Annotated in this window: 16 protein-coding genes; 12 read left to right on the top strand and 4 right to left on the bottom strand. The window is 70.2% G+C overall.

Annotated features, from left to right (window positions below; genetic code table 11):
- Positions 1-140 precede the first annotated feature (140 nt).
- The 5 genes from E8A74_RS38910 to E8A74_RS38890 all read left to right on the top strand — a co-directional run bounded on the left by E8A74_RS38910 (position 141) and on the right by E8A74_RS38890 (position 6,031).
- Positions 141-1,385 (top strand): glycosyltransferase family 4 protein, encoded by a 1,245-nt coding sequence (locus E8A74_RS38910; protein ID WP_232379944.1) that lies wholly within the window; start codon positions 141-143, stop codon positions 1,383-1,385.
- Positions 1,382-3,271 (top strand): DUF4091 domain-containing protein, encoded by a 1,890-nt coding sequence (locus E8A74_RS38905; protein ID WP_136934166.1) that lies wholly within the window; start codon positions 1,382-1,384, stop codon positions 3,269-3,271. The genes E8A74_RS38910 and E8A74_RS38905 overlap by 4 nt, the downstream gene beginning before the upstream one ends.
- Before the next feature lie 198 nt (positions 3,272-3,469).
- Positions 3,470-4,288: an MlaE family ABC transporter permease gene (locus E8A74_RS38900; RefSeq protein WP_136934165.1), complete on the top strand. Its 819-nt coding sequence runs from the start codon at positions 3,470-3,472 to the stop codon at positions 4,286-4,288.
- Between the two features lie 6 nt (positions 4,289-4,294).
- The gene (locus E8A74_RS38895; protein ID WP_232379943.1) at positions 4,295-5,146 is read left to right on the top strand and encodes an MlaE family ABC transporter permease; all 852 of its coding nucleotides are present in this window, start codon (positions 4,295-4,297) and stop codon (positions 5,144-5,146) included.
- A 21-nt stretch (positions 5,147-5,167) separates the two neighbouring features.
- Complete coding sequence (locus tag E8A74_RS38890; protein WP_136934164.1) at positions 5,168-6,031, top strand: Fpg/Nei family DNA glycosylase; 864 nt, start codon at positions 5,168-5,170, stop codon at positions 6,029-6,031.
- Positions 6,032-6,075: 44 nt separating this feature from the next.
- On the opposite strand, the gene E8A74_RS38885 is transcribed toward E8A74_RS38890, so the two are convergent.
- A complete protein-coding gene (locus E8A74_RS38885; RefSeq protein ID WP_136934163.1) occupies positions 6,076-6,816 on the bottom strand; it encodes an ABC transporter ATP-binding protein in 741 nt (246 codons plus the stop codon).
- A gap of 71 nt (positions 6,817-6,887) precedes the next feature.
- Here E8A74_RS38885 and E8A74_RS38880 point away from each other — a divergent pair, with 71 nt between their 5' ends.
- Positions 6,888-7,913, top strand: coding sequence for an MlaD family protein (locus tag E8A74_RS38880; RefSeq protein WP_136934162.1), 1,026 nt, complete (start codon positions 6,888-6,890; stop codon positions 7,911-7,913).
- A 26-nt stretch (positions 7,914-7,939) separates the two neighbouring features.
- Here the strand turns inward: E8A74_RS38880 and E8A74_RS38875 are convergent, their stop codons facing one another.
- A complete protein-coding gene (locus tag E8A74_RS38875) occupies positions 7,940-8,155 on the bottom strand; it encodes an acyl-CoA carboxylase biotin carboxyl carrier protein subunit (protein WP_136934161.1) in 216 nt (71 codons plus the stop codon).
- A 371-nt stretch (positions 8,156-8,526) separates the two neighbouring features.
- On the opposite strand from E8A74_RS38875, the gene E8A74_RS38870 reads away from it, so the two are divergent.
- The 4 genes from E8A74_RS38870 (at position 8,527) to E8A74_RS38855 (ending at position 12,059) form a co-directional block, all read left to right on the top strand.
- Positions 8,527-9,279, top strand: coding sequence for a coiled-coil domain-containing protein (locus tag E8A74_RS38870; RefSeq protein WP_136934160.1), 753 nt, complete (start codon positions 8,527-8,529; stop codon positions 9,277-9,279).
- A 154-nt stretch (positions 9,280-9,433) separates the two neighbouring features.
- Positions 9,434-10,156, top strand: coding sequence for an orotidine-5'-phosphate decarboxylase (gene pyrF / locus E8A74_RS38865; protein WP_420814232.1), 723 nt, complete (start codon positions 9,434-9,436; stop codon positions 10,154-10,156).
- Positions 10,153-10,878, top strand: coding sequence for a 23S rRNA (guanosine(2251)-2'-O)-methyltransferase RlmB (gene rlmB, locus E8A74_RS38860; RefSeq protein ID WP_136934159.1), 726 nt, complete (start codon positions 10,153-10,155; stop codon positions 10,876-10,878). The genes pyrF and rlmB overlap by 4 nt, the downstream gene beginning before the upstream one ends.
- A gap of 197 nt (positions 10,879-11,075) precedes the next feature.
- Positions 11,076-12,059 (top strand): hypothetical protein, encoded by a 984-nt coding sequence (locus E8A74_RS38855; RefSeq protein ID WP_136934158.1) that lies wholly within the window; start codon positions 11,076-11,078, stop codon positions 12,057-12,059.
- A 332-nt stretch (positions 12,060-12,391) separates the two neighbouring features.
- Here E8A74_RS38855 and E8A74_RS38850 read toward each other — a convergent pair whose 3' ends face one another.
- Together E8A74_RS38850 and E8A74_RS38845 are read right to left on the bottom strand one after the other, a co-directional pair.
- Positions 12,392-13,561 (bottom strand): cysteine desulfurase family protein, encoded by a 1,170-nt coding sequence (locus tag E8A74_RS38850; RefSeq protein WP_136934157.1) that lies wholly within the window; start codon positions 13,559-13,561, stop codon positions 12,392-12,394.
- The gene (locus E8A74_RS38845) at positions 13,558-14,799 is read right to left on the bottom strand and encodes a hybrid sensor histidine kinase/response regulator (protein WP_136934156.1); all 1,242 of its coding nucleotides are present in this window, start codon (positions 14,797-14,799) and stop codon (positions 13,558-13,560) included. Before E8A74_RS38845 ends, E8A74_RS38850 begins: the two co-directional genes overlap by 4 nt.
- Before the next feature lie 90 nt (positions 14,800-14,889).
- On the opposite strand from E8A74_RS38845, the gene E8A74_RS38840 reads away from it, so the two are divergent.
- Together E8A74_RS38840 and lnt are read left to right on the top strand one after the other, a co-directional pair.
- Complete coding sequence (locus E8A74_RS38840; RefSeq protein ID WP_136934155.1) at positions 14,890-15,408, top strand: peptidylprolyl isomerase; 519 nt, start codon at positions 14,890-14,892, stop codon at positions 15,406-15,408.
- 2 nt (positions 15,409-15,410) lie between these two features.
- Positions 15,411-17,108 (top strand): apolipoprotein N-acyltransferase, encoded by a 1,698-nt coding sequence (gene lnt / locus E8A74_RS38830; protein ID WP_211365551.1) that lies wholly within the window; start codon positions 15,411-15,413, stop codon positions 17,106-17,108.
- Positions 17,109-17,407: the final 299 nt, after the last annotated feature.

Below are 17,407 nucleotides of genomic sequence, written 5' to 3'. Positions count from 1 at the left end.
CACCCCACGACGCGGCCAGCATCCCACGTCGTGGCTCTTTTTCAATCGGGCGAAATCCGAGTCCGATTGCAGGGTGCCCCGGGCGGGCGGATCCAGCGAATCCGTGTTCACGAACATGCGCATTGCGAACGCGAATGCGCGTGCAATGCTCTCCCGCGTTGCTCGGGACAACCCATTTTCCCTCTGGTGCAGGCGAGCGGCTGCGTGTCCTCGCCGTGACGCGGATCTTCCCGAATCGGGTGGAGCCGCTGTCCTGTCCGTTCCAGCGCAGGCAGCTCGCCGCGCTCGCGCGCCTCGCCGAGGTCGAGGTGCTCGGCGTCGTGCCGTGGGTGCCGGGCGCGTCGCTGCTCGGGGAGCGCGCCCGGGTCGGAAAGCTTTGTCGCGTGCCCGCGGAGGACACGATCGACGGCCTGCCCGTGGTGCATCCACGCGCGCCGTACCTGCCGCTCGCAGGTCCGTGGCTCTCCGGCGTGAACGGCCCGCTCTACCTCGCGGGCCTCGTCCCGCACCTCGCCGCGTTGCGCCGCCGCTTCGACGTCGTGCTCGGCGCGTTCCTCTTCCCCGACGCGTGGGCCGCGCAGCACCTCGCCCGCGCGCTCGGCCTGCCGTACGCCGTGAAGGCGCACGGCACCGACGTGAACGTGATCGCGCGCTGGCCTTCGGTGCGCGCCCTCGTGCAGGGGACGTTGCGCCGCGCGGGCGTGGTGATCGGCGTGAGCCGTCCGATGCTGGGCGCCCTCGAAGAGCTCGGCGCGCCGCGGGATCGCGTGACGCTCGTCCCGAACGGGGTCGATCGCGCGCTCTTCCAGCCGCGGAGCCGCGACGAGGCGCGTGAGGCCCTCGGGCTCGATCCACGCTCGAAGATGCTCGTTTACGTCGGGAGGCTCGAAGCGGCGAAGGGCCTGCACGAGCTCTGCGACGCGCTCGTATCGCTCGAAGCACGCGCGCCGGGCCGGTTCACGATCGCGCTCGTCGGCGACGGCTCGCTCCGCAAGACGCTGGAAGAGAAGCGCGACGCGGGCTTGCCGCTCCTCGTCGCCGGCGGGCGCCCTGCCGAGGAGGTCGCGCGTTTCCTCGCCGCGTCCGACGCGCTCGTGCTCCCGAGCTTTCATGAGGGCACGCCCAACGTCGTGCTCGAAGCGCTCGCCGCGGGTCGACCCGTCGTCGCGACACGCGTGGGCGGCATCCCCGACGTCGTCGCGCACGAGCGCACGGGCCTGCTCGTGCCGCCGCGCGACGCGCCCGCGCTCGCCGCCGCGATCGAACGAGCGACGAGCCACGCGTGGGACGAGGACGAGCTCACGCGCGCCGCGCCGCCCGGCTGGGATCGAAGCGCGGAGGCGCTGCTCGCGGCGCTCGTGCGCGCGAGGGCGGTGTACGCATGAAGCGCGGGAGCACGCTGGGCGCCGCGTCGGCCCTCGCGCTCCTGCTCCTCACGACGGCGGCGGCGGCCGGTGGGCCACGCGTCGTCGTGGTGGACGACGGCGTGCGCGTGCGGCAGGAGGGGCCCGATCTCGATCGAGCGGTCTCACGAGGACATGCGCTCGGCGGAGGGGATCACGCGATCGAGCTCGCGGCGCTCCGCGGCGAGGTGATCGCGATCCAGGTGTTCATCGAAGCCGGCGACACGCCGCTCGACGCCGTCACCGTGGACGTCGCGCCGCCGCGCCCGCCGATCCGCGTCGATCGTTTCGTCGAGTCCTACGTCGAGATCACCACGCGATCCCGCAACGAAAGGCACGCGGGCGAGTCGCTCGGCTGGACCCCTTCGTCACGACCTGCGGACGAGGACGTGCTCGGCGCCGTGCCTGACGCGCTCGTCCCCGTGGAGCTCGCGCCCGCGTGGCTCCCCTACCCTCTGCGCATCCAACCACGATCCCGCGGCGCGATCTGGATCGATCTCGAAGTCCCCACGCGCACGCCCCCCGGCCGCGTCGCGACGGAGATCGTCGTGAAGCACGCGGGCGGCGTCCTCTCGCGTTTGCCCGTGGTCGTCGACGTCGCGAGCGCCGAGCTCCCTTACCGCGCCACGAGCTTCCTCGCCTACTACGACCCGAAGAACCTCGTCGAGCGCATCGGCGCCCTCGAACCCGCGGAGAAGCAGCTCTTCCAGCTCCTCCACCGGCACCACATCGACGCGCTCGGCTCGATTCGCAGCGAGGCCGACCTCGATCGCCTCCGGCCCGCGCTCACGGGCGCTTGGTACACCAAGGAACAAGGCTACGAGGGCCCAGGCGAAGGAGTCCCGTTGACTGCGGTCACGCTCGGCGCCTACGGGACGCTCGGCGATCCGCACCCCGACAAGCTCCGCGTGATCGAGGCGCTCGTCCCGAAGATCCCGGAGGCGGTCGAGGACGTCTTTCTCTACGCGATCGACGAGCAATGCGAGAGCCCGCGTGGACCCACGTGGCGCTCGCTCCTCGCGCGATCACCCGTGCAGAAGCGCGTGCGCGTGGCGCATGCCTGCGCCGAGGATCCACGCCATCAGAAGGTCGATCTCGTCCTTTTGCCCTCGCAGACCTTCCAGCAAGACGCGGCGCTCGGCACGCGTGCGCGAGGCCGCGACGTGTGGGTCTACAACGGAAGGCTCCCGCACTCGGGGCCGCTCCTGCTCGACGTGCCGGCCACGAGCTTGCTCGTGGACGCCTGGATCGCGGCCACGCGGCCCACGGGACGATGGTTCCTGTGGGAGACGACGTTCTGGAACGACGGCAACCGCGGCGGCCGCGGCCCGATCGATCCCTTCGTCGTCGCCGAGACCTTCCACAACGACGACGGCGACAGCGCGCTCGGCGACGGCGTCCTCGTCTACCCGGGCAAACAGACCGGACGCTTCGCGCACCACACGGCCGGCTTCGACGGCGTCTTCCCGTCGATCCGGCTGAAGCTCTTGCGCCGCGGGATCCAGGACGCGGGGTACCTGGCGCTCGCGCGGAGCGCGTTTGCCGCCGAGGCCGACGTGATCACCACGCGCCTCCTTCCTCGCGCGCTCGACGAGGTCGACCTCGACGAAGCCACGCCGTTCCCCACGGACGCCGCGGCGTACACGGCCGCGCGCGACGCGCTCCGCGCGCTCGTCCCCGCGGGCGGGCGCCTCGACCCTCGGCAAACCGCGGCCGTCCTCGACGCGGGTCGCGCAGCGCGTCAAACGCAACGAGGGCCCATGGTTCGCGGCAAAGTTCCCCTCGTCGTGGCCTTCGCCACGCTCGTGCTCGTCGCCGCGACCCTCGCCGGGTGGCTCGTTCGACGCGGCCGGCGCCGTGCTTCGTGATCCGCGGGCGGGCGGCCTAGGGCGCCGACCTGTTCGGCGCTCTGCGAGATCGCGAAGCGAGCTCGCCTCGGGGGGTGAATCGACCGGGCTTTGCCCGGGCGAGAGGGGGACGCGAGGCGTCCCCCTCGGGACAAAAGAGCTAGAACATCGAGCGGTTGTCAAACCGCTCGATGTTCTAGGATAAGCTCGCCCTCGCGAATGCCCCCGAAGAAACCATCGTCTGCGGCCTCGCCTCCGCCTCCCGACGTGGGGCTGCTCGAGGAGATCGGCGGCGGCTTCCTCGGCGCGGCGGCCACCGTCGGCGGCATGGGCCTGCTCGGCTACCAGATCCTCCGGAGGCTCGTCACCTTCCGCATCGATCGCGCCGAGACCCTCCGGAACCTCTACCGGATGGGCGTGAAATCGATCCCCATCGTGATCGTCACGGCCCTCTTCACGGGCGCGATCATGGTCATCCAGGCCGCGCCGCTCGTCGTGCGCCTCGGCGCGCAGGGCTTGCTCGGCTGGGGCGCGGGCTTCGGCATCTTGCGCGAGATCGCGCCGCTCTTGACGGCGCTCATGATCAACGGCCGCGTCGGCGCGAACAACACGGCCGAGCTCGGCACGATGGTCGTCACCGAGCAGATCGACGCGCTGCGCGTGCTCGCGATCGATCCCATCGCGTTCCTGATCGCGCCGCGCTTCGTCGCGATCGTGACGACGCTCTTCCTGTCCACGATCTTCGCCGACACGCTCGCGCTGCTCGGCGCCGCGTACGGCGGCCTCGGCCTGCTCGGCGTCGAGCCGAAGACGTTTTACAACGGCCTCACGAGCGGCCTGCTCGGCCTGAGCGACGTCACGAGTGGCCTCGTGAAGAGCATCGTCTTCGGCGTCGTGATGGCGCTGTCGAGTTGCCAGTACGGGCTCGGCGTGAAGGGCGGCGCGCCGGGCGTCGGGCGGGCCGTGAACGCGACCGTGGTCGCCTCGGCCGCGGGCATCTTCATCCTCGACTACTTCGTCTCCTTCACGCTGGACTGAGGACACGTGAGCGCGGCGAACACCCACGACGAGCCCGCGCCCGAGAGCGGCATCGACCAGGCGGCCGAGGCGCCGGACGCGTCGCTCGCCGCGGTGGTGGGCGCGCAGGCGATCGAGCTCGTGGGCATGGGCCTCGGGATCGCCTCGGTGTTCGTCCGGACGCTCTACTCCTGCGTCCGAGGCCGGCCGGACTTCGGCGCCGTCGTGCGGCAGATGTTCGAGATCGGCAACCGCTCGGTCGTCTTCTTGACCGTGGTGATGGGCTTCATCGGCATGATCCTGGTCCTCCAGGGTGGGCTCCAGGTGAAGCGTATCCTGCCCGAGTTCAGCATGGTCGGCGCCTCGTACCTGGAGCTGCTCGTCCGGGATCTCGCGGCCACGATCAGCGCGCTCATGCTCGCCACGCGTGTCGGTGCGGGCATCGCGGCCGAGATCGGCTCGATGGTCGTCACCGAGCAGGTCGACGCGCTGCGCATGTGCGCGGCCGACCCGATCGATTACCTCATCAAGCCGCGTTTCCTCGCGAGCCTCGTCATGACCATCTGCCTGGTCATCTGGGCGGCGGGTGTCGCGATGCTGACGGGCATGCTCACCGCGTACATCATGTTCGATGTCAACCCGCGGACGTTCTTCAACCTGAACCTCGTCGACACGGGCGACCTCGTCGTGGGGCTGGCGAAGTGCCTGGCCTACGGCGCCGCGATCCCGGTCGTCGCGGGCCACTCGGGGCTTACCACACACGGGGGCAGCGAGGGCGTCGGCTGGGCGACCACGCGCGCTGTCGTGAACGCCTCGCTCGCGGTGATCGTGCTCGATCTCATCCTCTCCGCGCTTGGCTACATGCTCCTCGGTCCTTAGGTTTCGTTCGGACGAACCACCATGCCCGAGCTGCCCGAGGTCGAGCACCAGGCGCGCGCGCTCCGCCGGCTCCTCGAAGGGGCGCGCATCGAGCGCGCCGAGGCCGACGCGACGCCCGTTCTGAAAGGAAAAACCACGCCGGCCACGTTCGCGGCGGGCCTCGCGGGGCGCTCGTTCTGCGGGATCGAGCGCGTGGGCAAGCTGCTCTTGCTCTCGTTCGACGCGGGCACGGGCCTCGCCTGCCACCTCGGCATGACGGGCAGGTGGCGGGCCCGCGCGGCCGGCGACGCGCCTCCACGGCACGGCCGCGCGCGCCTCGTTTTGCAGGACGGCCGCGTGCTCGACTATGTCGACGTGCGGATGCTCGGCCGCCTTCAGATCGTGCCGCGTGACACGTTCGCGACGCTCGCCTCGTCGCTCGGCCCCGACCCGCTGCGTGACGGCCTCGACGCGCAGCGCCTCGGCGCGCGGATCGCCGGCACTTCACGGCCCATCAAGAACGTCCTGCTCGATCAGAGCGTCCTCGCGGGCCTCGGCAACATCCAGGTGACGGAGGCTCTGTTTCGCGCACGTGTACATCCTTCACGCGCGGCCGACGCGCTCACGCCTGCGGAGATCGAAGCGCTCGCGGACGGGATCCTCGCGACGATCATGCACACGCTTGCAGTGCACGAGCGCGACGACGAGATCATCTATCTTTCCGATCGAACCGACGCGCCGAATCCGTTCCTCGTCTACGGCCGCGTGGGCGAACCATGCCCGCGCTGCGGCGCTCCCATTCGCACCCTCACGATCGCCGGCCGCACGAGCCCTCACTGCGCACGCTGTCAAAAGAAGCCAGCAGCCACGAGGCCGGGTAGGCCCGAACGAAGCAACGCGAAGTGAGGGCCGTAGGGGGAGCCCCATCGAGGGCTCCCCCTGCCACAAAATCATTCGATTGGGCCCTCGGCGCGGCCGTGGATGAACTGCTGGATGATCGCGTCGTTCGAGGCCTTGAAGTCGTCGGGCGTCCCGATCAGCCGGACGAACCCTTTGTAGAGCATCACGATCCGATCGGCGATCGAGAAGATGCTCACGAGGTCGTGGCTCACGACGATGCTCGTCACGCCGAGCGTGTCGCTCAGCTCGCGGATGAGTTTGTCCACGCGCCGCGCGCTCACCGGATCGAGGCTCGTCGTGGGTTCGTCGAAGAGCACGTACCGTGGGTCGAGCGTGAGCGCGCGCGCGATGGCCACGCGCTTGCGCATGCCGTCGCCGAGCTCGGGCGGAAACCTGTCGGCGAACTCGCGCATGTGCACCTGATCGAGCCGCTTGCGCGCCTCGGCGAGCGCCTCCTTCGGCTTCAGGCCTTTGTGTTTGCGCAGCGGCAACGCCACGTTCTCCGCGCAGGTCATCGAGTCGAAGAGCGTCGAGTGCTGGAAGACCATCGCGCACTTCATGCGCACTGGGTACATCTGCTCCTCGTCGAAGCGGCTGATCTCCTCGCCTTCGAGCCAGATCTCGCCCGCGTCCGGATAGAGCAGTCCGACGATGTGCTTGATGAGCACGCTCTTGCCGACGCCCGATTGACCGATGATGAAAAAAACCTCCCCGTCTTGAACGTCGAAGCTGACGTCCTCGATGACCTTCTTCGTTCCGAAGGATTTGGCGAGGTGGCGGAAGGAAATCATGACGCAGTGGGCCGCGCGCTCGATGTTACGAGGGTCTGCCTTCGCCGACGAACATCGTGCATAGTGGACGCATGGCGAGCCCGCGATCCATCGAGGTCAAGGTCGGCATCCTGATCCTGACGGCCACCGCGCTCCTCGCGGGGTTCATCCTCGTCATGGGCGGCATCAACTTCCAGCCCACGTATGCCCTCTTCGTCGACTTCGACAACCCCGGCGGCTTGCAAACCGGTGCCCCTGTAAAGATCGCCGGAGTCAAGGTGGGAAAAATCACCGAAGTCCAGTTCCGGGGTGGAGAGATCCCGGGCGGCGCGGGCAAACGTGATCCGCTCGTGCGGGTGAAGGTCGAGGTCGAGAAGCGGTATCAGCCGAGCGTTCGTGACAACGCGGTCTTTTACGTGACCTCGTCGAGCGTGCTCGGTGAGCAGTTCCTCGCGCTCGATCCGGGTTCGGGGGATCGGCCCGTGCTCGCGGAGAACGCGATCGTGCGGGGCCTCGATCCGCCGCGCCTCGACATGCTGATCGCCAAGGCCTACGACCTGCTCGACACCACGGTGAACGCGCTCTCGGGCAACAAGGACGAGATCGGCACGGCGCTGAATGGCCTCTCGCGCACGCTGAAGGGCACCGGGGACTTCTTCGACAAGAACGGCGAGCGGCTCGATCGCATCGCGGCGAACGTCGAGCAGATCACGGTGGACACGCAGGACACCGTGCGCGAGGCCAAGCAGAAGTACGTCGAGAACCCGCAGATCGATCGCATCCTCGATAACGTCGATCGCACGACGGGCGCGCTCGCCAAGGACGCGCCGCCCTTGCTCGCGGACGCGAAGGCCACGCTCGCGAACGTCAAGCGCGTGAGCGAGACCGTCGGCGGCGAGGGCGAGCAGGCGAAGATCCGCCAGGCGATCGGCGACCTCGCCGAGATCGCGCGGAACACGAAGGGCATCACCCAGGACGCGCAGGCGATCGCTTCGAGCGTGCGGCGCGGCAAAGGCACGGTGGGCGCGCTCGTGATGGACGAGCAGCTCTACGACGATCTCCAGGAGCTCGTGCGCGACCTCAAGCACAACCCCTGGAAGTTCTTCTGGCGCGAGTAGCGCCGCGTCCCCTCAGCGCACGCGAATCACTCGAACTCGAAGAGGGGCTCGCCTTCCTTCACGGCTTGCTCCTCCCTCACGAGGACCGTCGTGATCGTGCCCTCGTCCTCGGCCTCGACGGGCATCTCCATCTTCATGGATTCGAGGATCGCGACGACGGTCCCTTCCTCGATCTTGTCGCCGACCTTGACCTCGATCTTCCACACGTTGCCCGTGATGTGCGCCTTGATGACCTTTGCCATGGGGCGGCGACGCTAGCGGAGGTCCGTCGCGATGGGAAGCAAGTGACGAACCGGTGCTCGCGTGCGCCTGGGCCCGGGGCCGCGGCTGATCCCGGAAACGGCGCTGCCGTCAAGCGGGAAAACGCAGATTGGGGCGCTCTGGCACGGAGTTGACCTGTCTTCCGGGACGAAATCCCGAGGCAGGGCGGGCCCTCGGGAAAAGAATCGACTCCACCCAATTGACAGGCATCTTGGGGAGTTGATACCGACAGGCGCCGCGGTACTCTCACTTTGGCGGGTGTCCTCGGAAAGGCGCAGCCGTGCTGCAGAAGCACGGCGGTCCTCCCCCGGGGCGAACGGCGAGCGCGCTGCTTTCGAAGGAGCCACGACGCATGTCCGAACAGAAGGAAAGCTCGGTCCTGTTCTCCCTCAAGGAGCTCATGAACCTCGAGGAGGACCGTATCAAGCAGGAGGAGGATGCGAAGGCCGCCGCTGCGGCCGCCGCAGAACGAGCCCGGCTCGACGACGAGCGCCGGAAGCGCGAGGAAGAAGAAGCGCGCATCCGGGCCGAGGACGAGCGCAGGGCCTTGGAAGAGCGCAAGGCCCGCGAAGAGGCCGCGCGCCTCGAAGCGATCCGTCAGGCCGAGGTCGAGAAGGCCCGCGTCGAAGCCGAGCAGAGGGCGCGGCTCGAGGCGATGAACGCGCAGCAGCAGCACGAGCGCAAGCTCGCCGAGCTGCAGCACGACGAGTCGAAGAAGAAGCTGCGCAAGACGCTCTACGGCGTGGTCGCGGCGGTCGTCGTCATCGGCGGCGTCACGACCGGCCTCATCATCAACCAGAGCCAGAAGGCCGAGCAAGAGCGCCAGGCTCTCGCCGATCAGGCGCGGCAGGCCGAGGAAGATCGCAAGAAGGCCGAGCAGCAGGCGAAAGACCAGCAGGCGAAGGTCGACAGCCTTCTCAGCCAGTTGACGAGCGCGAAGGACGAGGCGACGCGCCTCGCCCTGCAGAAGCAGCTCGACGAAGAGAAGGCGAAGCAGGACGCGGCCAAGAAGGGCGGCGGCGGTGGTCCGCGGCCCGCGGGCGGCGGCGGCGCGGCCAAGCCCTGCAACTGCGCGCCCGGCGATCCGCTCTGCAGTTGCCTCTGATCCCGTCCAGGCGAGCGGCCCGCGCGAACGCAGATGCGGGCCGCCGTTTGCATCGCAAAGGTGCAAACGCATGATGCGCACGGCTCCCGAGAAGGCCCTGGACACCTCGTCCGGCGCCGAGGCTCCCTCCCCCCATGACCCCGATGCATCTCCGATGAACGACGCGACGAGGCGGCTCGTCTTCCCGCTGGATTACGGCTCGCTCGATGAAGCCCGGGGCGGCGCGCGTGTCGTCGCTCCGTCGGTCGGCGTGCTCAAGGTGGGGCTCGAACTCTTCGTGCGGGAGGGACCCGCGGCGATCGCGGCGTGCCACGATCTCGGCCGGGACGTTTTTCTCGACCTGAAGCTCCACGACATCCCGGAGACCGTGGGCCGCGCGGTGCAAAGCGCGGCGTCGCTCGGGGTCCGGTACCTGACGGTCCACGCGCACGGCGGCCGCGCGATGCTCGAACGTGCAGCCGAGGAGGCCGCGCGTGCGAGCGCGCCGCTCACGATCCTCGCGGTCACGGTGTTGACCTCGCTCGACGCGGAGGACCTCGCGGCGCTCGGTTTGTCCGCGTCCCCGGCGGAACAAGCGGAGCGGGTCGCGCGGCTCGCGTGGGATGCAGGGGTGCGAGGGTTCGTCGCGTCTGCGTCGGAGGCGACGAACCTCCGGCGCGCGCTCGGGCCGGAGGCGCTGCTCGTCACGCCGGGCATCCGGCCGGCGGGCAGCGCGGCCGGGGATCAGAAGCGGATCACGACGCCGGCGCAGGCGATCACGAGCGGGGCGGATTTGCTCGTCGTCGGGCGGCCGATCCGCGATGCGGCGAGCCCGCTCGACGCGGCGCGCGCCGTCGTGGCGGAGATCGAAGGCGCGCTCGCTGCGAGGAGAGCATGAGTCGACTCGTCTATGGCCTTCAGCCCGTCCGCGAAGCCGTGCGCGTGCACGGCGACGCCCTCGAACGTGTCGTCGTCGAGCAAGGCGGGAGCCCCAAGATCCAGGCGGTTGGACGCTTCGCCGAGGGCCGCGGCGTCCGTGTCGAGACCGCGCCCCGCGTCGAGCTCGACCGTCGCACCGGCGGCGGCAGGCACCAGGGGGTGCTCGCGGTCGCGCCGGATCTCCGGATCCGCGGCGTGGATCAGCTCGCGATCGAGCCGACGTCCATCGTCGTCGCGCTCGACGGGATCATGGATCCGCAGAACTTCGGGGCGATCGTGCGCAGCGCCGTCGCGCTCGGGGCGACGGGGATCGTCTGGCCCGAGCACAGCTCCGCGCCGCTCTCGCCGGCCATGTTCCGCGCGTCCGCGGGCGCCATCGAGCACGCCACGCTCTGCCGTGTTTCGTCCTTGCCGGAGGCGCTGCGATCCCTCGCGGATCGTGGCGTCACCGTGATCGCGCTCGACGCGCAGGGGCCGACGACGCTCGGCGCGGTCGATCTGCGCGGCCCGGTGGCGATCGTGATCGGCGCCGAGGACAAGGGCGCACGCAAGGCCGTGCTCCGCGCCTGCCAGCACGTCGCGCGTCTGCCGATGGCGGGGCCGATCGGATCGCTCAACGCCTCGGTCGCGGGCGCGCTCGCGCTCTACGAGGTGCTCCGCCAGCGGCAGGTGCCCACCTGAGAGCCCCGCGCGCGGCCTGGGCGGCGATCGTCCTCGCCGCCCTGCCGCTCCGGCTCGCGCTGGCCCTCGGGACGGAGCTCTCCCCGGACGAGGCGTACTACCTCGCCGCCGCGCGCGCGCCGGGCGCCCTGCCTCCGCTCGTCGACCACCCGCCGCTCCTCCCGCTCCTGCTCCGGCTCGTCGATCGGCTCACGGCCTTGCCCGTCGAGCTCCGCGTCCGGCTCGTCCCGCTCGTGTGTTCGCTCGGCCTCTCGATCGCCACGGTGGCCCTCGCGCGTCGCCGCGGCGCGGACACCTCCGGGCAGAACCTCGCGGCTTTCCTGTCGAGCTTTGCGCTCCTCCCGGTCGCGGGCGGCTTCGTCGCCACCCCGGACGGCCCCGCCCTCCTCGCCCTCGTGCTCGCCCTGTTGTGGGCCGAGCCCGCGCCCGAGGCCGCCGCCGCGTCCCCCCCACGAAGGCTCGCCGTCGCGCTCGGCCTCGGGCTCGTGGGGGCCGCGGGCGCCCTCGCCAAGGTGGTCGTCCTTCCCCTCTTCCCGCTCATCGTCGTCCTGGCCACGCGCCGCCGCCTCGGCGAGCGCCTCCTCGCTCTCGCTCCCCTCGCCCTCGCCGGCCCGCTGCTCGCCCCGAGCCTCTCCTTCCAGCTCCGGCACGCCTACGCCCAGCAGGCGCCCGTGTTCACGCTCCTCGGCGCCCTCGGGGCCCTCGCCGCGGCCGCGCTCGCCCAGGCGCTGCTCTGGAGCCCTTGGACCCTCTTCCACGGCGCCCGCGCCCTCCGCACCTCTCCGCCCGCCGACCGGGCCGTCGTCCTGCTCCTCACGGCCCTCGTCGCCGCCTCGGCCCTCGCGCGGGCCGTGCCCCCCGAGCCGAACTGGTATGCGCCTTCGGCTTTGATCCTCGTGGTCGCGTGTGCTCGGACCGGTAAGGATTTGGCCCCGCGCGCGCGACTTGCCATGCTGCTCGCCGTCCTCGTGCCCACGGCGATCGCGGCCGCGCACACGATCCGGCCCTTTTTGCCGCTGCCGCTCCGAGCCGACCCCACCGCCCGCCTCCACGGCTGGCGGAGCGGGGACGGGCCTGTCGACGCGCCGGGCGTGGGCCCTTATGGCGCCGCCGCGGAGCGATGTGTGTATCAGTTCACGTGCTCGGAAATAAACGACTACTTTCGAACACTTAACGAGTAGCCTTCAAGGCTCTACTTCATCACCGAATTTGCCTGAACGAGCGGCCAGGGAAAGGGCTTCTTCGTTCGTTTCAAGCGAATGACCCTCGCGCGCCGGAAGATCGCCGAATTGTTGATCAATTTCGCGCACTTGGACATGACGCCCGGAGAAACTCCTCGCATTTCGCCGAGATAGTTCAGGCGATACGCGAAGGGAGGCCGGCCGGTCGCCAAACGCGCGATATCGATCCGGTTCTCCCGGGAACCGGCTCGAAGCGAGTTCGCCCACATCGGGTTTGGGAGGACGAACCCTCACGTCGCGCGTGCATGTGAGCCGATCGGCAGGACGAACGTTCAGGATGCGGGGCGGGTGCGTCCGAGGACGCGGGCGAACCGCGCGAGGGCCTCGTCGACGTCGTCCGTGGTGGTCTCTTCGCCGAGCGAGAGCCGCACCGCCGCGAGCGCGCGCGCCTCGCCCACCATCGCCGCGAGCACCGGCGAGGGCTCAGCCGTGCCCGCGCTGCAAGCCGACCCGCTGGAGACCGCCACGCGTTCGAGATCGAGCGCCGCGCAGAGCTCCTCCCCACGCCAGCCCGGAAAGGAGAGGTTCGTCACATGAGGCGCACGCTCGGCCGCGCCGTTGGGCAGCGGCTCGGCCCCAGCCTCGTGGCCCAGCCGAACGAGCTCGGCCTGGAGCCGATCCCGGAGCAGCGCGAGCTCGGCGTATCGAGCTGGGGTGTGTCGCGCCCGCTCGGCCGCCACGGCGAACCCCGCGGCCGCGACCGGATCCTGCGTCCCCGGCCGGAGCCCGCGTTCCTGCGAGCCGCCGTACAGGAGACGCGACAGCCGCACCGACGGCGCCGTGAGCAGCGCGCCGATGCCCTTGGGCCCCCGGATCTTGTGCGCGGCCACGCTGACGAGGTCCGCGCCTTCGAGGGTCGCGCGCGGCAGCTTGCCCACGGCCTGCACCGCGTCGACGTGGAGAAGCGCCCCCCGCGACCGGCAGAGCGCCGCGACGGCCGCGACGGGCTGGATCACGCCGGTCTCGTGGTTCACGGCCTGGAGCGCGACGAGCCGCACGGAGGCTCCCGACGCAACTGCGCGATCCATGGCCTCGGCGACGGCCTCGGGCGAGATCCGCCCCGAAGGCTCGGGATCCACCCATGCGACGAGGACCCCCCGCGCGGCAAGGTGTTCGGCGAACCGAACGACGCTCGGGTGCTCGATGCGGCCCACGACGAGCGCAGGCTGCGAAGGCGCGCCGCCCGCCGAGGCGAACGCATGGTGGAGCGCGAGGTTGTTCGCCTCGGTCCCGCCCGAGGTGAGCACGACGTCCCGCGGATCGAACCCCACGAGCGCGGCGACCGCCTCGCGCGCGTCCTCGACACGCGACCGCGCTCGCCGCCCCGGCCCGTGCACGCTCGCCGGGTTGCCCCACGACGAGGTCGCCGCCTCGACCATCGCGGCGACGACGTCCGGATGCGGCGGCGTCGTCGCGTTCCAGTCGAGGTAGACGACCCTCACCGCTCCTTCTCCGCGTCCGGCGACGGCAGCTCGCCCGGCGCGCGTTGCGCGACCGTCAGGAAAAACGCCGCGCCGCCGAGCCGCACGCCCTCGATGATCTCGTTGCAGGGCGAAGCAAGCTTGAGCTCACCGCCGAGCCCGCGCGCCGTGCGCCTCGCGATCGCGAGCCCCACGCCCACGCCCCCGTGCTCGCGCGTGACCGATCCGTCGACCTGGTAGAACGGATCGAAGATGCGCTGCTGCTGATCGGGCGGGATGCCCGGCCCGGTGTCGGCCACGCAGAGCTCGTAGTGCCCCGAGGCGAGGCGCGCCACACGCACGCCCACGGTGCCGCCGGACGGCGTGAACTTCGCGGCGTTCTCGAGCAAGTGCACCATCGCGCGCTGGAGCCGGCCCGCGTCACCCCAGCCGGGGAGCGGGCCACGCGGAAGATTCTCGACGAGGTGGATCCGCGCCTCGGCGAGGTTGTCGGCGACCTGCGCGACGGCCCTGCGTGTCGTGTCGAGGAAGTCGTAGTCGACGTGGATGAAGCGCATGCGCCCCGTCTCGAGCCCCGTCACGTCGAGCAGGTTGTCCATGAGCGATCGCAGCCGCCGGACGCAGTCATCCATCGCCCGCAGCGCCTTGCCCTGCGCCCGCGTGAGCGGCCCGAGCTCCTCGTCGAGCAAGAGCTTCACGTAGCCGACGATCGGGGTCATCGGCGTCGCCAGCTCGTGCGAGATGTTCCGGTAGAACTCGGTGCGCGCGGCGTCCGCCTCACGCAGCCGCGCGTTCGCCCGGCTGAGCTCGGCGACCTTCTCTTCGAGGTGCTGCACGATGCGCTGGCTCTGCTGGCGCAGGCGCACCGCGCCGGCCGAGACGGGCATGTTCTCGCGCGTGCCTTGCTGGATGTAGCGCTCGATCACGGTCGCGAACGAGCGGGCGTCGATGGGCTTCTGCAGGAAGCCGTCGCAGCCGACGGCGAGGCTCGTCTCGCGGTCGCCCTCGGCCGTGATGGCCACGATGGGCACGCCCGCGAGTTGCTGCTCGCCGCGCAGGCGCAACGTCACCTCGAACCCGTCGAGCCCGGGAATGTTGAGGTCGACCAGGATGAGGTCGGGCGCCATGCCGCTCACTGCCAGCCGGACGCCCTCGAGCCCGTCGGCAGCGTCGATCACCTCGTGGCCTGCCTTCTGAAGAAGCTTGCGCACGAGCAGGCGGTTCGCGGGATCGTCCTCGATGTGAAGGATGCGGGGCATTCTTGGGGCCATCGTACCCCGACCTCGGCCACCTTTTGCTGCAAACGCGCAGGTTGACGGCCGGCCGGACGTCGGCAATACGTGCCGGCCATGCGCCTGCGTCTCCTCCCGAACATCGTGCTCCTCTTCGTGGCCACTGCTTGCTGCAACGCGGGCACCGATTCGAGCCCGAACGCAGCGCCCTCCGAGAGCGCCGCGCCCCCCTTGCCCTCGGCCGCAGCGCCGAGCGCGCCCTTCGCCTCCGCCGCAGAGGCGCCCGCGCCCGCGCCCACGGCAACGCGACAGATCGCCGGCGCCGCGCACATCCTCATCGCCTGGAAGGGCGCCGAGCGCGCGCCGAAGACGGTGACGCGCACCAAGGACGAGGCGAAAAAGCGCGCAGGAGAAGTCCTCGCCCAGGTGAAGGACGGCAAGCAGACCTTCGAGGAGCTCGTCGCGAAGTACACCGACGACACGGTCTCGAAGGCCGCGAACGGCGCCATCGGCAACTTCGAACGCAACGCGATGCCGCCGGCGTTCGCGGACGCGACCTTCGCCATGGAGGTCGGCACGATCTCGGACGTCGTCGAGACGGCCCAGGGCTACCACATCATCAAGCGGACCAGGTGACCATGTCTGAAGGGGAGGCGACGCAGGACCCGAGCGCCGAAGACGTCGCGAAGGGCGCCGAAGCCGACGAGGCAAAGGCGCCGGAAGGCGAAGCCAAAGGCGCGGCCAAGAAGGCGAAGGGCAAGGCCAAGGCGGCGTCGAAGGACGCGGCCAAGGCGTGGAACCCCACCGGCGCGCTGCCGGCGCGGCAGGCGTACGCGCTCGCGGTGCTGAGCGGCTTGCTCTACTTCCTCGGCTTCCCGGGCATCGACATCTGGCCGCTCTCGCTCGTCGCGCTCGTGCCGCTCATCGTGGCGATGCGCGGCCAGCCGGTGCGCCGCGCCGCGGGCCTCGGATGGACGGCCGGCTTCACGATGACGATGACCGGCTTCTACTGGCTCCTGGAGATGCTCAAGGTCTTCAGCGGCTTCCCGGTGCCGCTGTGCATCCTCTTCATGGCGATCCTCTGCGCCTACCAGGGCGGCCGCATCGCGCTCGCCGGCTGGCTCTACGGACGCGCCGAGACCCGCGGATGGCCCGCGCCGCTCGTCTTCGCGCTCGCCTTCGCCGCGAGCGAGCTCGTCTTCCCGCTGCTCTTCCCCTGGTACTACGGCGCCTCGGTGCACAACGCGCCCGTGCTGATGCAAGTCGCAGATCTCGGCGGCCCGATCCTCGTCGGCCTCGTGCTCGTCTGCGCGAACCTCGGCCTCGCCGAGATCCTCCTCGCCTGGCGCAAGAAGGAGAAGGCCGATAACCGCATCGTCGCGATCGGCATCGCCGTGCCGCTGCTCGCAGCCGGCTACGGATTCCTCCGGGTCCGTACGATCGGCCAGACGATGGCCGAGGCGAAGAAGGTGCGGATCGGCATCGTGCAGGGGAACATGGGCCTCTTCGATCGGAAGAACGCCTACCAGATCTACGTGAACCGCACGAAGGAGCTCGCGAAGTCGAAGGAGGTCGACCTCGTGGTGTGGAGCGAGGGCGCCGTCCCCGCCCCGCGCGTCGTCACCGAGGCGAGCTACAAGGACGAGGTCCAGAAGAGCCTCACGAAGCAGCTCGGCGTCCCGACGATCGTAGGCTCGGTGCTGCGCACGCCGCCGAGCACGCCGGGCGGGCGCATGACGTACTTCAACACGGCGCTCATGGCCGGCGACGAGGGCAAGATCCTCGGCCGCTACGACAAGCAGTACCTGCTCGCCTTCGGCGAATACCTGCCCTTCGGCGACATGTTCCCGGTCCTCTACAAGTGGTCGCCGAACTCGGGCCAGTTCACGCCGGGCACGTCGCTCGACGCGCTGCCCTGGGGCGAGCACAAGATCGGCGCGCTCATCTGCTACGAGGACATCCTGCCCTCGTTCGTGCAAAAGCTCGTGAAGCACGGCGATCCGGACCTGCTCGTGAACCTCACGAACGACGCGTGGTTCGGCGACTCGACAGAGCCGTGGATCCACCTCGCGCTCGCGAAGCTGCGCGCCGTGGAGCACCGGCGCTTCCTCGTGCGCGCGACGAACAGCGGCGTGAGCGCGATCGTCGACGCAACAGGCCGCGTGGTCGCGCACGGAGGCACGTTCCGCGAGGAGACAATCATCGGCGAGGGCCGCTTCATGCGAGCGTGGACCCTCTACGGCGCGATCGGCGACGTACCGTGGTACCTCGCGACGGCAGCGATCGTGGCCATGGGCATCTGGAGCCGGCCGAAGCGCGCGCCGAAAGCAGCGTAGCGCCGGGGTTTCACCCCGGACCCCGACCAGGGGTTGTCCACCCCTGGACCCGGACCAGCGAGGCGCTGGACCCAGGCTCGATGAACTGCGCGATGCGCAGTTCATCGAACAGGCCCGGTCAAGACCAGCCGCGGCGTTGCCAACCGAGACAGCCGCGCTGCGGGTTCTGCTGTCGACCTGGCTTCTTCGTCGGCCTGTTTGAAAAACTGCGCGGAGCGAAGTTTTTCAACCCTGGGTCCAGCCCCTGGCTGGTCCGGGGTCGAGGGGGCGGACAGCCCCCCGCGGGGTCCGGGGCAGCG

It is taken from the genome of Polyangium fumosum (genome assembly GCF_005144585.1).
Lineage (GTDB): Bacteria > Myxococcota_A > Polyangia > Polyangiales > Polyangiaceae > Polyangium > Polyangium fumosum.
This window is presented reverse-complemented; position numbering and strand designations above follow the sequence as displayed.

What these genes read in the sequence shown, in the direction of transcription:
- E8A74_RS38840 (WP_136934155.1), top strand. Translation starts at nt 14,890, where the DNA reads ATGCGCCTGCGTCTCCTCCCGAACATCGTGCTCCTCTTCGTGGCCACT.
- E8A74_RS38880 (WP_136934162.1), top strand. Translation starts at nt 6,888, where the DNA reads ATGGCGAGCCCGCGATCCATCGAGGTCAAGGTCGGCATCCTGATCCTG.
- E8A74_RS38905 (WP_136934166.1), top strand. Translation starts at nt 1,382, where the DNA reads ATGAAGCGCGGGAGCACGCTGGGCGCCGCGTCGGCCCTCGCGCTCCTG.
- lnt (WP_211365551.1), top strand. Translation starts at nt 15,411, where the DNA reads ATGTCTGAAGGGGAGGCGACGCAGGACCCGAGCGCCGAAGACGTCGCG.
- E8A74_RS38845 (WP_136934156.1), bottom strand. Translation starts at nt 14,799, where the DNA reads ATGCCCCGCATCCTTCACATCGAGGACGATCCCGCGAACCGCCTGCTC.
- E8A74_RS38890 (WP_136934164.1), top strand. Translation starts at nt 5,168, where the DNA reads ATGCCCGAGCTGCCCGAGGTCGAGCACCAGGCGCGCGCGCTCCGCCGG.
- rlmB (WP_136934159.1), top strand. Translation starts at nt 10,153, where the DNA reads ATGAGTCGACTCGTCTATGGCCTTCAGCCCGTCCGCGAAGCCGTGCGC.
- pyrF (WP_420814232.1), top strand. Translation starts at nt 9,434, where the DNA reads ATGAACGACGCGACGAGGCGGCTCGTCTTCCCGCTGGATTACGGCTCG.
- E8A74_RS38875 (WP_136934161.1), bottom strand. Translation starts at nt 8,155, where the DNA reads ATGGCAAAGGTCATCAAGGCGCACATCACGGGCAACGTGTGGAAGATC.
- E8A74_RS38870 (WP_136934160.1), top strand. Translation starts at nt 8,527, where the DNA reads ATGTCCGAACAGAAGGAAAGCTCGGTCCTGTTCTCCCTCAAGGAGCTC.
- E8A74_RS38885 (WP_136934163.1), bottom strand. Translation starts at nt 6,816, where the DNA reads ATGATTTCCTTCCGCCACCTCGCCAAATCCTTCGGAACGAAGAAGGTC.
- E8A74_RS38900 (WP_136934165.1), top strand. Translation starts at nt 3,470, where the DNA reads ATGCCCCCGAAGAAACCATCGTCTGCGGCCTCGCCTCCGCCTCCCGAC.